The sequence below is a fragment of the Sorangium sp. So ce693 genome (assembly GCF_051521375.1).
GTDB lineage: Bacteria > Myxococcota_A > Polyangia > Polyangiales > Polyangiaceae > Sorangium > Sorangium atrum.
This window is the reverse complement of sequence record NZ_CP150347.1, coordinates 6,496,454-6,510,142: the sequence shown is the minus strand read 5'-3', so window position 1 is coordinate 6,510,142 and position 13,689 is coordinate 6,496,454. Positions and strand designations below refer to the sequence as shown.

Here is a 13,689-nt window from a genome sequence, read left to right as displayed (position 1 = left end):
TTCGTCGAAGGCCGGGGGCGCCGCCGCTTCCCGGTTGCCGTTGGAAGGAATGAGGCGTAGTTGGGCAGTGTGAGCGGTTACAGGACCGGCCCCATGGCGACGACCGCGCCGCTGTCCATCAAGACAGGGGAGCTCCTCCAGGGCGCGCGCTCGGAGAAGCGGCGTGTGCTCCTGCTCGTCTACCATCATGACGGCGTCGAGATGGCCCCGATGAACCCCGGCGTCGGCGTCGTCGTCGGCAGGGAGCCCCCGGCCGACGTGGTGATCCGGGACAGGAGCATCTCGCGGCGGCACGCGCGCTTCACGCTCGTGGGCGGCGAGGTCGTGGTCGAGGACCTCGGCTCGCGCAACGGGACGCGCATCTCAGGGCAGCGGGTCGAGAGCGGCGTGGTCAAGGCCGGGGACGAGGTGCTGCTCGGCGGCATCGTCGCGTCGGTCCACGTGCTCTCCGGGGGCGAGATGCCCCCGTTCGGCCTGGAGGGCTCCGACGCGCTCCGCTTCGCGCTCCAGGCCGAGATCGTGCGGTCCAGGTTCTTCGGCCGCAAGTTCGCGCTCGTCGTGGTCCGCTCGCTCGGCGCGCAGGCGAGCCACCTCCGCCACTGGGGGCTCCGCGTGCGCGAGGCGCTGAGGCCCGTCGATCGCGTCGCGTTCTACAGCGCCGACACCCTCGAGATCCTGCTCCCCGAGGTCACCCCCGAGCTCGCCGAGGAGCTCGCGAAGGCGATCGTCGCGCGCCGCGAGGGTGAGCCCGTGCTGGTCTCGGGGGTCGCCGTGTCCCCCGACGCCGCGACGTCCATCGACAAGCTCATCGAGGTCAGCCACGAGGCGTCGCGGAGCGCCACGCCCGCCGAGCCCGTGCGCCTCGCGCCTCCGGAGGGCGCGCTGTTCTACGTCGCGCCGAAGGTCGACAGCACCCGGCCGCCCGACGAGGCGGGCCCGCCGGGCGCGCCGCCGGAGAGCCAGTGGGAGGCCGACGGCCACCTCCTCGCGACCAAGAGCCCGCTCATGCGATCGCTCGTCGAGGTGGCGCTGCGGGCCGCGCGCTCCTCGATCCCGGTGCTCCTTCGCGGCGAGACCGGGACGGGCAAGGAGGTGCTCGCGAGGTTCATCCACGACCGCAGCCCGCGCCGCGGCGAGCCGCTCATCTGCGTGAATTGCGGGGCGATCCCGGCGCTGCTCGTCGAGAGCACCCTCTTCGGCCACGAGCGCGGCGCCTTCACCGGGGCGAGCCAGCAGCACAAAGGCGTCTTCGAGGCGGCCACCGGCGGCACGGTCCTGCTCGACGAGATCGGCGAGCTGCCCGCGGCCGCGCAGGCCGCGCTCCTGCGCGTGCTCGAGACCAAGCGGGTGACGCGCGTCGGCGCGACCAAGGAGCTGGAGGTCGATGTCCGCGTGATCGCGGCGACGCACCGCGATCTCGACGCGATGTGCGACGCGGGCACGTTCCGGCTCGATCTGCTCTACCGGCTGAACGCGATGACGCTGAGCATCCCGCCGCTCCGCGCGCGCCGCGACGACATCGCGACGCTCGCGGCGGGCTTCCTGGCGCAGGCGAACTCGGCGAACATCAGCAGGGTCCAGTCGCTCGCGCCCGAGGCGCTGGCCCTCCTGAAGTGCTACTCGTGGCCGGGCAACGTGCGTGAGCTCCGGAACGCGATCGAGCGGGCGGTGGTGATCGCGGAGGGCGAGGCGATCATGGCGCGCGATCTCCCCGAGCGCATCCGCCTGGCGGTGACCTCTCCCAGCTCGCCGCCCACGCCCTCCCGCGCCGTCGACGTCTCGCGCTCGTCCGAGCCCGGCGTCGGGCCGGCCCTCTCCCAGCGCGCGTCCGAGCCGCTGCCCTCGCGCCCGTCCGAGCCGCTGCCCTCGCGCGCGTCCGATCCGGGGCAGGCGGCGGCCCCCACGGTCGGCCTCAAGACGCGCCTGGATCAGATCGAGGCCGAGCTCCTGCTCGAGGCGCTGCGCGCGTCGGACTGGAACCAGACGGAGGCGGCGCGTCGCCTCGAGCTGCCGCTGCGAACGCTCCAGCACAAGATCAAGGTCTACGGCATCAAGAAGCTCGGCTACGGCGTCGCTCGTTAGCCCTCGCCAGGCGGGCGTCCGGCCGCCCGGCCGCCCAACCGACCGATCGCGCGCCGGACGCGCGCCGCTCTCGTCATTTCGCCGAGCTCATTGGGAGAACCCTTCCAGCATGTAGTGCGCCTCGATCCGCTTGAGCGCGAGCACCATCGCGGCGAGCCGCATCGGCAGGCGCTTGCCCATGACGAGCCTGGTCGAGTCGTGATCTTCCGAGCGGCGCGGCCGGTCCTCCGCGATGTCGCAGATCAGGCGGTAGTTGCTCTTGATGGCGCGCTCCAGCCGCGCGTTCACCTCGCCCTCCGTCCAGTGCTCCATGCGCTTGTTCTGGACCCATTCGTAATAGGAGACGGTCACGCCCCCCGCGTTGCCGATGATGTCGGGGATGACGCTGATGCCGCGCTCCGCGAGCACCTTGTCGCCCTCGGTCGTGGTCGGCCGGTTGGCGCCCTCGGCCACGAGCTTCGCCTTGAGCCGCTCGGCCACCTCGCCGGTGATGGCGTCGCCGAGCGCGGCCGGGATGCAGATGTCCGCGTCCACGCTCCAGAAATCGTCCCGCGCGATCGCCTGGGCGCCGCTGTAGCCGGCGACCGACCGCCGGAGGTTCTGCGGGTTCTCGTTGACGTGGGTCATCAGCGCGCCGACGTCGACGCCGTTCGGGTCGTAGATCGCGCCGTCGGCGTCCTGCACCGCCACGCACCGCGCGCCCATCCGGCACAGGATCTCGGCGGCGGCGGAGCCGACGTTGCCGAAGCCCTGCACGATGAAGCGCGCCCCCGCGAGGGAGGCGCCGCGCTGCGCGTACCACTCCTCGATGCAGTACGCGAGCCCCTGCCCGGTCGCCTTGACGCGCCCCTCGGAGCCGCCGATGCGCACGTCCTTGCCCGTGACGACGCCGCGGTGATTGACCCGCTCGCGCTCGCCGTCGCTGTACTGGCGCAGGAGCCACGCCATCACCTCGGCGTTCGTGCCCACGTCCGGCGCGGGGATGTCCACGTTGGGCCCGACGAGCTGCTTCAGCCGGTACATGTACCGGAGCGAGATCGCCTCGAGCTCCTCCTTGCTGTGCTCGCGCGGATCCATGCGAATACCCCCCTTGGCGCCGCCGAACGGGACATCGGCGATGGCCGTCTTCCAGGTCATCTCGGCGGCGAGCGCGTTGAACAGGTCGAGCGACACGGCCTTGTGGAAGCGCAGCCCGCCCTTGTAAGGCCCTCGCGCCTGGTTGTGCTGGACGCGATAGGCCTTGAAGCGCACGAACGCACCGGGCTGGATGCGGTAAAGTCCCTGGTCGCCGAGGCGGATCGCTCCGTCCTGCACGTGGATCGAGCCGCTCCGGAGCGCCTCGGGGCGGAGGATGAGCTTGCCGTTGAAGAGCGGGGTGATCGCGGCCCGGTTCGGGATCACCGACGCAGGGAGCCGCTCGTAGGCCGCGGCCGCCTCTCCGCGGAAGGGGACGAGGCGGTCCTGGAGCTGTGTGGTGATGTAGAAGATGTGCTCGTAGTCGGGCTGCTCGAGCTCCAGCCGGATGCGGGGAGCCAGGCCGATGAGGTCCGCGGCCGTGTGAAACACCGCCATGGATTCGCCGAAGATGTTGGTCTCCGGTTCGCGCTCTAGGAGGGGGGCGTCTTCCATCCCCGTATGCTGCCTCGACCGCGCGGCGGGGGTCCAACGTTTCGCGGGGTCGACCGACGGGCCGCCCGCCTCGCGGGGAGCTGATGTGACTCTCCCCGCAGGTTCGGGCGGATCCTCGTATCGATTCACCACGGCTCGCGGCGGCCGCGTGGCCGTCGCGCCCAGGGAACGACGTCAGGGAAAGCCAGGGAGACCACCTCCGCCGCAGCACCCACCGCCGCCGAAGCCACCGAGCGGCGCGCCGAAGCCGCCGGGGAAGCCGAAGCCGCCGTACGGATAGCCGCCCATGCCGAGCGGCCACCCGAATCCGCCCATGCCCCCCGGGTAGCCGCCGAGGCCTCCCGGGTAGCCGCCGAGGCCGGGGATCCCGCCCATCTGCCCGACCGGGCCGCCGGGCATCTGCCCGACCTGACCAACGGGGCCGCCGGGGCCCTGGAGCGGGCCGCCGGGGCCCTGGAGCGGGCCGCCGAGGCCGCCCTTGCTGATGTCGCCGGGGCCCTGGAGCGGGCCGCCGAGGCCGCCCTTGCTGATGTCGCCGGGGCCCTGGAGCGGGCCACCGGGCCCCTGTCCGACGCCGCCGAGGCCGCCCTTGATGGGGCCCTGTCCGACGCCGCCGGGGCCCTGGAGCGGGCCGCCCTTGATGGGGCCCTGGCCGATGTCGCCGGGGCCCTGGAACGGGCCGCCGAGGCCACCCTTGATGGGGCCCTGTCCGACGTCGCCGGGGCCCTGGAACGGGCCACCGGGGCCCTGGAGCGGGCCGCCGAGGCCACCCTTGATGGGGCCCTGTCCGACGCCGCCGGGGCCCTGGAGCGGGCCGCCCTTGATGGGGCCCTGGCCGATATCGGTCTTGCCCGGCACCCCGGGCGCGCCGATCAGGCCGCCGCCCCGCGTCTCCTCGTCCGTCGCTTCGTCTGCCTCCAACGCCTGCTCACTCGACGCCACGTCGACGTCAGCCTGGTCCGAGTCGGCCTCTTGCGGAGCCACCGCGTCGACCGCGCACCCGGTCATCAACACAGAAAAGAGCATCGCCGCGTGCGCCATCTTCATATCGATTGAGCGAACCATCCGTCCTCCTTCCATGCCCTGCTACGGCCCTCGGGCCCGCGCCGGCATGGTGAACGGCGTGGAGAGCAGGCTGCGTGCCTGACCGCGCGTGTGCAGAGCCTGCCGCGTCGGCGACGGCGAAAGTGCATTGTCTGAATCCACGCCCGGTGAGCGTTCTGCCCCGTTTCGTCGCGCCGGGGAGCCGCCGCGCCCCGCGCGCGCCGACGCCGCCTCGCAGCGCCGATGTGGGAGCCTTTCGAGCGCTGGAGAAAGGCAAATGTCGACGTCCATCGCGGGGCGCCCCCCGCGCGTCGCGCGCGGCGGGACGGCATGAGACGGGGGAGGACGACCCGACTTGCGGCTTTATCGCGCTCGGCAAGCCGCATTTCCGAAGACCTGGTCGATCCCTGCAATCAAGGGCTGCGGAGACTCGACATCTGCGCTCGTCGGCGGCGATGTTCTCATCGCTTGCGGCCATCTGGTCACGCCCTGCTCAGCCCACTTCGGCCGACAAGGGCCCTGTGCGGCGCTCCTCCTGCGGCAACCTCGTCGTCGTCGCGCGCCTGTGCCGCGCTCTGCGCTGCGCCGCGCGTCGCCACGTCGTCCGGAACGACGGCGCGGCCGCCGCCTTCAGCCGCGGACGGCGAGCCTGCGGTGCAGCGGGAGCGGCCGCCTTGGCGAGGCATCCCTGCGCCGCGCTCGGCCGGCTCGACGTGGTTGACAGAAGACGTCTGACCCACACGCTCGGCCGCGCGCGCGAGCCTCGGTGTCAGCGAGGCGCGCGCGCCCACGCCGGGAGACCCGGCGCGGCGTAGCCGTCCGCGGCGCTGCAGGGAAGGGAAAGTCGGCGCGATCACGACCCCTTTGCCTGGCAGGAGCGCATCTCCCGTTGTAGGATTCATTACGCTAAAGGAGTTCGCGCGGCGCCGCTCGGGCGCTCAGGCGCACAGGCGGCGTCCTCGTCATCCTGGCGCGGGCTCATCGACGATCTCGGGCGCTCGGAGCGCCTGTTCATGGAGGCTACGCGCGGTATCCGCGCTGCCGCGGGAGCTCAGGAGAGCTGTTCGCCCGAGGAGCGGAGCCCGCGAGGCAGCGCTTTCCAAGGAGGGGATTGCATGCGCTTCTGCGCGACGCGCGCGGGTTCGTCTTGCCTGGCCGCCAGCATCGCGGCCCTTCTATCGGTCGTCTCGGCGTGCAGCGACCCCTCGCAGAGCTCTGTCGCCCCGCTCGGTTGCGAGGGCGTCGCGCCGCGGACGCCGAGCTGCGCGCCCGGGCACGTCCTCGGCCCCGCGGACGCGTGCATGCCGGTGGGCATCCAGGGGTGCGCCGAGCTGTTCGTGGAGGACGACGGGCTCTGCCATCCATCGATGGCGAAATGCCCTGCGGGGACGATCCCGAAGTTCGATGAGGGCTGTATTCCCGCGGGCATCCCGCGCTGCGCTCCGGAGCTCGCGGGCGACGACGGGCTCTGCAGGCCGGCCATGGCGAGGTGCCCGACAGGCACGTTCGCGACGCCGGAAGCGGGGTGTGTGCCGGTCGACGGCCCCGCCGGCTGCGGGCGCGGGCCGTGGGGGAGCGTCGCGCGCGTGTCCGGGAACGTCTATGTGGATCCGAGCTACTCCGGCGCGGACGGCGACGGATCCGAGGCGAGGCCGGTCACGACGATCGAGGCGGCGCTCGGGCTCGTCGCCGACGGCGGGACGATCGCGCTCGCGGAGGGGACCTACGACGAGCCGGTCGTCGTCACCAAGCCGCTCGAGATCGTTGGCCGGTGCGCCTCGCGCGTGCGGATCCGCGGGGTGAGCTCGACCGCGCGTCCTCCCGCGATCGTGGCCGTGCTCGACGCAGGGGAGGTGACGCTCCGGGGGATCGAGATCGGCGGAGACGGCGCCGGCGTCGTGGCGACCGGCGCGAGCGCCGTGACGCTCGAGCGCGTTCACATCAAGGACGCCATGCACGCCGGCGTCCTGTCGGGCGATGGCGCCCGCGTCTCGGTGGCGCAGAGCTGGATCGAGGGGACGCGCGACGGCGGCGCGTGGGCCGGCATCGGCGCCTTTGCGGACGCCGGCGGCGCGCTCCTCGTGAAGGAGAGCGCCGTGACGGGCAACCGCGCGGCCGGCGTGGCGGCGCTCCAGGCGGGCGCCACGGCGTCCGTGGTGGGCAGCCTCGTCGAGGGGACCGTGTCGACGGGGCGCTACCCGGCGGACGGCCAGGGGATCGTCGTGCAGGACGGCGCCGAGGCGTCGATCGAGAGCACGGCGGTCGTCGGTAACCAGCTGTCCGGGATCCTCGTGGCGGCCAGCGCGTCCGCGACCCTCTCCGGCGTCCTCGTCGAGAGGACCAGCCCCGGGAGCTCCGACCCGCCTTACGGCGTCGGCGTGTACGCGACGAGGCGAGCGCGCGTCGCGATCGACTCGAGCGTGGTCCTCGGCAACACGGAGATCGGCGTCGCCGTCATCGGCGAGGGCACCGCGGCGACGATGACGCGCAGCCTGGTGCAGGGCACGGTGGCGGCCCCGACCGGGTCGCTGCTCGGCGGATTCGGCGTCGCCGTCGCCCGCGGCGCGGCCATGCGCCTCCACGACAGCGCGGTCGTCCGGAACCGCGGCACCGGGGTCCACGTCGGCGACTCGTCCGCCGAGCTGATCGCCGGCGGCAACCTCATCGAAGGCACCGTCGCCGACGGCGGCTGGGGGGACGGCGCCGGGCTGACCGTGGCGGAGGGCCGAGTGACGCTCGCGTCGAATGCCATTCGCAGCAACGAGGGCACCGGTCTGCTCGTGGGATATGACGGGTCCGAGGCGACCGTGACTGGCAACCTCGTCGAGGGGCATGTCGCGCCGGACCGCCGCGCGCCGGTGGGGCAGGGGATCGTCATCCACCGGGGCGCCACCGCCGTGCTCGAGGGGAACGTCGTGAGCGGCAACCGCTCCGTCGGCGTCTTCGCCGGCACGGAGGTCCTCGGCAGCAGGGTCGAGATCATCGGGAACCTGATCGACGGCACCGCGGGCGGCGAATCCGGCGAGGACGACGACGAAGCACACAACGACAGCACGGGCATCGGCGTCGCCGCCGCGGGGTACGAGATCCGCCTCGCCTCGTCCATCGTCCGCGGGAGCCGCACGGCCGGCGTCGTGCTGTTCGCCTCCGAGGCGGAGATCTCGCAGACCGTCGTCGACGGGGTGACCGGTGATCCCCGCGCCGCCCGGGGCAGGCGGCGCGACGAGCTCGTCGCCGATGGCGTCCTCGCGCTCGCCGGCTCCACCGTCGCGCTCGATGACGTGCGGGTGGAAGGCTGTGCGCGCGCCGGCATCCTGTACGACCGGAGCTCGGGTCGCCTCTCCCGGGTTCGCGCCCTGGACAACCGCTTCGGGCTGATCGTGCAGGGCTCGCCCGAACCTGAGCTGAAGCGGGATGACGATAAGGAGAGCGCGTTCCTCGACGACTGCACCGCAGAAGAGCTCTCCGGCAGCGAGCTCCGCGTGCCAGCGTCCGCTCCCCCGCTCCCTTGAGGCGCGCTCGCGGCCGCCCGCCTGCCCCCGCGCCTGCGCGCGAAACATGGATGACATCGAAGGGAGCCTTTCCTGATACGTGGTACTCGCGGCCACCGCGGAGAGGACCAGCGCATCAGGCGTCGAATCGCGGCCCGCACTACGACGCTGAGCGCACCCGACGCTCCGCCCGCGCCCGCCTCCCTGAGGCGGCCTTCCCGCGCCGTTCGCCCAGGGGGTGTCCGCGCTCGCCCTGGAAGCGTGCCCGCCCGTCACCGTCGCGAAGTTGGAAATTTCTGGTCTTGTAATCGCCCGCGGACGTCTGTATAGACCTGCCCCGGACGCGCGTGGACCGCGGCGCACCTGAGGTGCCTGAACCGACGCAGTCCGTGACTGCTTACTTTCTTGCTGCGTCCAAAGAAAATAACAGTGTCAGTGCTTAGGCCATCATTCCTCATGAAGCGTGATGACACCATGAGCATGAGCATGAGACGGAGTTGCTGCTGCGAGACATGACGCGCCACGACATCTCCCTTGAAAACGCGCCTGAGTAAGCGGCGCGAGAACTTGACAGCGACCTCGAATCCCCGTTGACACTGCTGTGCGAAAACGGCTACAGTGCCGACGTCTGGATGCTGGTATGGCGCACTGCGTCGCGGTGTCGAATTCCGGCGAGCCGCTCTGCCGCGTGGTGGCTTCCAGGGAGATCGAGGAGTGGGAGAGGGACGGTGGGCGCTCGGGCGTAACCACGAGGGCCCCGCGAGGAGCATTCTCATGAGGAACTGGTTGTTGCCGCGTCGGACCTTCGTGTTGTCGACGTTGCTGCTTTCGGTCGGTGTCACAGCGGGGTGCGGGAAGACCGAACCGACCAAGGAGTCCACGGGCGGCGCGAGCACGGCGCCGGGCAAGCCCTCGCCGGCCGCCGACACCTTCCTGACCGTCTCGATCGAGCAGCAAGCGTCATGGGTGCGGAACTTCAATCCCCTGCTCGCATCAGGCAACGTTCGCTGGCCAACCGTCGCTGGCATCTACGAGCCGCTCCTCGTTTACAACACGATGAAGGGCGAGTTCACCCCCTGGCTCGCATCGAAGTACGAGTGGGGCAACGGGAACAAGACGCTCACCGTCACGACGCGGCCCGGCGTCAAGTGGTCCGATGGCCAGCCGTTCACGGCGAAGGACGTGGCCTTCACCTTCGGGCTCCTGAAGAAGCACGTCGCCCTCGACCTGCAAGGCGTCTGGAAGTGGCTGACCTCGGTTGAGGCGAAGAGCGACTCCACGGTCGAGTTCACGCTCACGCGGCCGTACGTCCCCGGGCTCGTCTTCCTCGGCCACCAGCCGATCGTGCCGGAGCACAAGTGGAAGGACGTGGCGGATCCGGTCACGTACACGAACGAGAACCCGGTCGCGACGGGGCCCTTCACCGAGGTGAAGACCTTCCAGAACCAGATCTACGAGCTCGGCCGGAACCCGAACTACTGGCAGCAGGGCAAGCCGGCGATCAAGGGGCTCCGCTTCCCGGCGTACCCGGGCAACGATCAGGCGAACCTGGCGCTCTTGAACGGCGAGGTCGACTGGGCCGGCAACTTCGTCCCGGAGATCGAGAAGGTCTACGTCGGCAAGGACCCGACGAATCACCACTACTGGTTCCCGCTCGTCGGCAGCACCGTGTTCGTCTACACGAACACGACGAAGAAGCCCCTCGACGACGCGCGGGTGCGCAAGGCGATCAGCATGTCGCTCGACCGCGAGCAGATCGTCAAGGTCGCGATGAACAACTACACGCGGCCGGCGGACGCGACGGCGCTGAGCGACGCGCACGAGCGCTGGCGCAGCCAGAAGACGGTCGAGGCGGGCGACTGGGTCAAGTTCAACGTGGCCAAGGCGAACCAGATCCTCGACGAGGCGGGTTATGCCAAGGGAGCGGACGGCATCCGCGTGAAGGACGGGAAGCCGCTGCGCTTCGATCTCAACGTCGTCACGGGCTGGTCCGACTGGGTGCGCGCGGCGCAGATCGTCACGCAGCAGGTGAAGCAGATCGGCGTCGAGGCCACGCTGAAGACGTACGACTTCAGCGCGTTCTTCGAGGCGCTCCAGAAGGGCACGTTCGACCTGTCGATGGGCTGGTCGAACGAGGAGCCGACCCCCTACAATTTCTACCGAGACCTCCTCGGCACCGCGACCGCGAAGCCGGTCGGCGAGACGTCGGCGCGCAACTGGCACCGCTTCGGCGCCAAGCAGGCCGACAGCCTCTTCGAGGCGTTCGAGGCCGCGACCGATCCGGCGGAGCAGAAGAAGATCATCGAGCAGCTCCAGGAGATCTTCTCCGAGACGGCGCCCTCGATCCCGCTGTTCCCCGGGCCGTCCTGGGGCGAGTACAACACACGCCGCTTCACGGGGTTCCCCAGCAAGGAGAACCCGTACGCGAAGCTGTCGCCCAACAACCCGCCCGAGTACCTGCTGGTCCTCACCGAGCTCAAGCCGAAGTGAAGTTGGGCGTGACCTGATCCGGAGCGCAGGTTAAAAGAGAGAGCTTCTGTGCGTTACCTTCTGCGACAGCTGGGCTTGTACTTCATCGCGGCGTGGGCCTCGCTCACCCTGAACTTCCTTATTCCGCGCGCCATGCCGGGCGATCCAGCCTCGGCCATGTTCGTGCGCTTCCGGGGGCAGCTGCAGCCGGAGGCGATCGATGCGCTGCGGAAGGCGTTCGGGTTCACGGGTGAGCCGCTCTACAAGCAGTACTTCACCTACCTGAGCCACATCCTGGTCGGCGATTTCGGCACGTCGGTCGCGCACTTCCCCGCGAAGGTGACGGAGGTGATCGCGACCGGCCTCGGCTGGACGCTGCTCCTGTCGGGCGCCGCCGTGCTCGTCAGCTTCGGCCTGGGGACGCTGCTCGGGATCATCGCGACGTGGAAGCGGGGCGGCTGGCTCGACTCGGTCATGCCGCCGGTCCTGATGTTCCTCGGCGCGTTCCCCTACTTCTGGCTCGCGATGGTGTCGCTCTACATCCTCGGGTTCGTGCTCGGGGCCTTCCCGCTGCGCCACGCCTACAGCGACACGCTCTCGCCCGACTGGAGCCTGGAGTTCATCGGGAGCGTGATCTCGCACATGATCCTACCCGCCCTGTCGATCGTCATCGCCACCATCGGCGGCTGGATGCTCGGTATGCGCAGCGCGATGGTCACCGTGCTGTCCGAGGAGTACATCACGATGGCCCAGGCCAAGGGGCTCTCGCAGTGGCGGGTCATGTTCACCTACGCCGCGAGGAACGCGCTCCTGCCCAACGTCACCGGCTTCGGCATGGCGCTCGGCTTCGTCCTCGCCGGCTCGTTGCTCACCGAGATCGTCTTCTCGTATCCGGGGCAAGGTTATCTGCTCATCCAGGCGGTTCGAAACCAGGACTATCCGCTCATGCAGGGGATATTCCTCACCATCACGTTCGCCGTGCTGGGGGCGAACTTCCTGGTCGACGTGATCTACGTGTTTCTTGATCCCCGCGCCCGCGGGCGCTGACGGCTGGGTCCAGGAGAAGCGATGGCTGCGCAACAAGGCAACAGCGGGGGCGGCGGCTCCCGTGCGGCGGGATGGCTCCGCCTGCTCCTCTCGAATCGCAAGGCGATGGCGGGCACGCTCATTGTGCTCTTCTTCCTGCTCCTCTCGCTGCTCGGCCCCTCGATCGTGGGCCAAGATCCGCACGCGTTCGTGGGCATGCCGCACGAGGCTCCCTCTGCCGAGCACCTGTTCGGCACGAACGGCCAGGGGCAGGATGTGCTCGCGCAGACGATCGTCGGCGCGCGGACCTCACTGGCCGTCGGCTTCGCCACGGGCTTCGCCGTGATGGCGATCGGCGCGGCGATCGGCATGGCCGGGGGCTACTTCGGCGGCTGGATCGACAGCGTCCTCTCGCTGTTCACGAACGTGTTCCTGATCATCCCCGGCCTGCCGATGGCCGTGGTCATCGCGGCCTACCTGCCGGCCGGGCCGATGACGATCCTGCTCGTCCTCGTCATCACGGGCTGGGCGTGGAACGCGCGTGTGCTCCGCTCGCAGGTGCTCGCGCTGCGCGACAAGGACTTCGTGTCCGCGGCCCTCGTGAGCGGCGAGAGCAGCGCGCGCATCATCTTCGTGGAGATCCTGCCGAACATGACGTCGCTCCTCATGTCCGGCTTCATCGGCGCGACGACCTACGCCATCGGCGCCCAGGTCGGCCTCGAGTTCCTCGGTCTCGGCGACCTGAGCGCCGTCACCTGGGGGACGAACCTCTACTGGGCGAGCAACAACGCCGCGCTCCTCACGGGCGCCTGGTGGACCATCGTGCCCACCGGCGTGTGCGTCGCGCTCGTCGGGTTCGCGCTCACGCTCATCAATTACGCGATCGACGAGATCTCGAATCCGCGGCTCCGCGCGGAGGGAGCCTGGTCGCGTCTCCTCAGGAGCCGCAAGGTCACGGCGGGTTCGTCAACGCCGGTGGTGAGGACTCATGGCGCCTAGTCCGCTTCTTTCGGTTCAGGATCTCCGGGTCGAGTTCATCACCCCGACAGGTCCGGTGTGTGCGGTCGATAACGTCTCCTTCGACATCGCCCCGGGCGAGGTGCTCGGCCTGGCGGGCGAGTCGGGGAGCGGCAAGTCGACGGTGGCGATGGCCATCATGCGGCTGCTCCGTCCGCCGGCGGTCATCACGGGCGGGCACGTGTACTTCGCCGGGCAGGACGTCCTGGCGATGAACGAGGAGCAGCTCCGAGCCTTCCGCTGGCGGAAGATGGCGCTGGTGTTCCAGAGCGCGATGACCGCGCTCAACCCGGTGCTGACGATCGGCGAGCAGATCGCGGATCCGATCATCGCGCACGACGGCGTGACGCCCGCTCAGGCGATGGAGCGCGCCGCCGCGCTGCTCAAGCTCGTGAACATCGACTCGTCGCGCCTGACCAGCTACCCGCACCAGCTGTCGGGCGGCATGCGCCAGCGCGTGGTGATCGCGATCGCGATGGCGCTCAAGCCGCCGTTCCTCATCATGGATGAGCCCACGACGGCGCTCGACGTGGTCGTGCAGCGGGAGATCCTGCAGCAGATCGCCGAGCTCAAGGAGCGCCTCGGCTTCTCGATCCTCTTCATCACGCACGACCTCTCGCTCATCGCCGAGTTCTCCACGCGCATCGCCATCCTCTACGCGGGCAAGCTCGCGGAGACCGCTCGCGCGAAGGACCTCTTCAGCGATCCGAAGCACCCGTACACGCAGGGGCTGCTCGGGTCGTTCCCCTCGGTACGGGGGCCGCGCCGCAAGCTGCAGGGCATCCCGGGTTCGCCGCCCGACATGCGCAACCCACCCGCTGGCTGCCGCTTCCATCCCCGGTGTCCGCAGGCCTTCGCGACCTGCCAGAACGAGCTGCCCGTCCTTCGTGAAATCGCGCCCGAGCACCGCGGCGCTTGCCACCTCTACTGA

At 70.3% G+C, this 13,689-nt stretch carries 8 protein-coding genes; 6 read left to right on the top strand and 2 right to left on the bottom strand.

Translation table 11 applies throughout. The features are described from left to right. The first annotated feature begins 69 nt into the window (after window positions 1-69). On the top strand, window positions 70-2,082 hold the full coding sequence (locus WMF14_RS24090; RefSeq protein WP_437803974.1) for a sigma 54-interacting transcriptional regulator: 2,013 nt from the start codon (window positions 70-72) through the stop codon (window positions 2,080-2,082). A gap of 87 nt (window positions 2,083-2,169) precedes the next feature. Here WMF14_RS24090 and WMF14_RS24085 read toward each other — a convergent pair whose 3' ends face one another. Both WMF14_RS24085 and WMF14_RS24080 read right to left on the bottom strand, forming a co-directional pair. Beyond that, window positions 2,170-3,711: a Glu/Leu/Phe/Val family dehydrogenase gene (locus tag WMF14_RS24085; protein WP_272093128.1), complete on the bottom strand. Its 1,542-nt coding sequence runs from the start codon at window positions 3,709-3,711 to the stop codon at window positions 2,170-2,172. 174 nt (window positions 3,712-3,885) lie between these two features. Next, the gene (locus WMF14_RS24080; protein WP_437803973.1) at window positions 3,886-4,776 is read right to left on the bottom strand and encodes a hypothetical protein; all 891 of its coding nucleotides are present in this window, start codon (window positions 4,774-4,776) and stop codon (window positions 3,886-3,888) included. 1,094 nt (window positions 4,777-5,870) lie between these two features. Between WMF14_RS24080 and WMF14_RS24075 the strand changes: the two genes are divergently transcribed. From WMF14_RS24075 to WMF14_RS24055, 5 genes are all read left to right on the top strand, one after another. Continuing rightward, window positions 5,871-8,267 (top strand): right-handed parallel beta-helix repeat-containing protein, encoded by a 2,397-nt coding sequence (locus WMF14_RS24075; protein WP_437803971.1) that lies wholly within the window; start codon window positions 5,871-5,873, stop codon window positions 8,265-8,267. A 753-nt stretch (window positions 8,268-9,020) separates the two neighbouring features. Continuing rightward, a complete protein-coding gene (locus WMF14_RS24070) occupies window positions 9,021-10,736 on the top strand; it encodes an ABC transporter substrate-binding protein (protein ID WP_272093124.1) in 1,716 nt (571 codons plus the stop codon). Window positions 10,737-10,784: 48 nt separating this feature from the next. Then, window positions 10,785-11,762 carry an ABC transporter permease gene (locus WMF14_RS24065; protein WP_437803969.1) on the top strand — a complete coding sequence of 326 codons (978 nt, stop codon included), beginning with the start codon at window positions 10,785-10,787 and terminating at the stop codon, window positions 11,760-11,762. A 21-nt stretch (window positions 11,763-11,783) separates the two neighbouring features. After that, window positions 11,784-12,740 (top strand): ABC transporter permease, encoded by a 957-nt coding sequence (locus WMF14_RS24060; RefSeq protein ID WP_437803967.1) that lies wholly within the window; start codon window positions 11,784-11,786, stop codon window positions 12,738-12,740. Further along, window positions 12,730-13,689, top strand: a complete 960-nt coding sequence (locus tag WMF14_RS24055) for an ABC transporter ATP-binding protein (protein WP_437803966.1) — start codon at window positions 12,730-12,732, stop codon at window positions 13,687-13,689. Before WMF14_RS24060 ends, WMF14_RS24055 begins: the two co-directional genes overlap by 11 nt.

Excerpts from the sequence above, each read along its gene's own strand:
- WMF14_RS24085 (WP_272093128.1), bottom strand. The coding sequence starts at position 3,711 with ATGGAAGACGCCCCCCTCCTAGAGCGCGAACCGGAGACCAACATCTTC.
- WMF14_RS24080 (WP_437803973.1), bottom strand. The coding sequence starts at position 4,776 with ATGGTTCGCTCAATCGATATGAAGATGGCGCACGCGGCGATGCTCTTT.
- WMF14_RS24075 (WP_437803971.1), top strand. The coding sequence starts at position 5,871 with ATGCGCTTCTGCGCGACGCGCGCGGGTTCGTCTTGCCTGGCCGCCAGC.
- WMF14_RS24070 (WP_272093124.1), top strand. The coding sequence starts at position 9,021 with ATGAGGAACTGGTTGTTGCCGCGTCGGACCTTCGTGTTGTCGACGTTG.
- WMF14_RS24060 (WP_437803967.1), top strand. The coding sequence starts at position 11,784 with ATGGCTGCGCAACAAGGCAACAGCGGGGGCGGCGGCTCCCGTGCGGCG.
- WMF14_RS24055 (WP_437803966.1), top strand. The coding sequence starts at position 12,730 with ATGGCGCCTAGTCCGCTTCTTTCGGTTCAGGATCTCCGGGTCGAGTTC.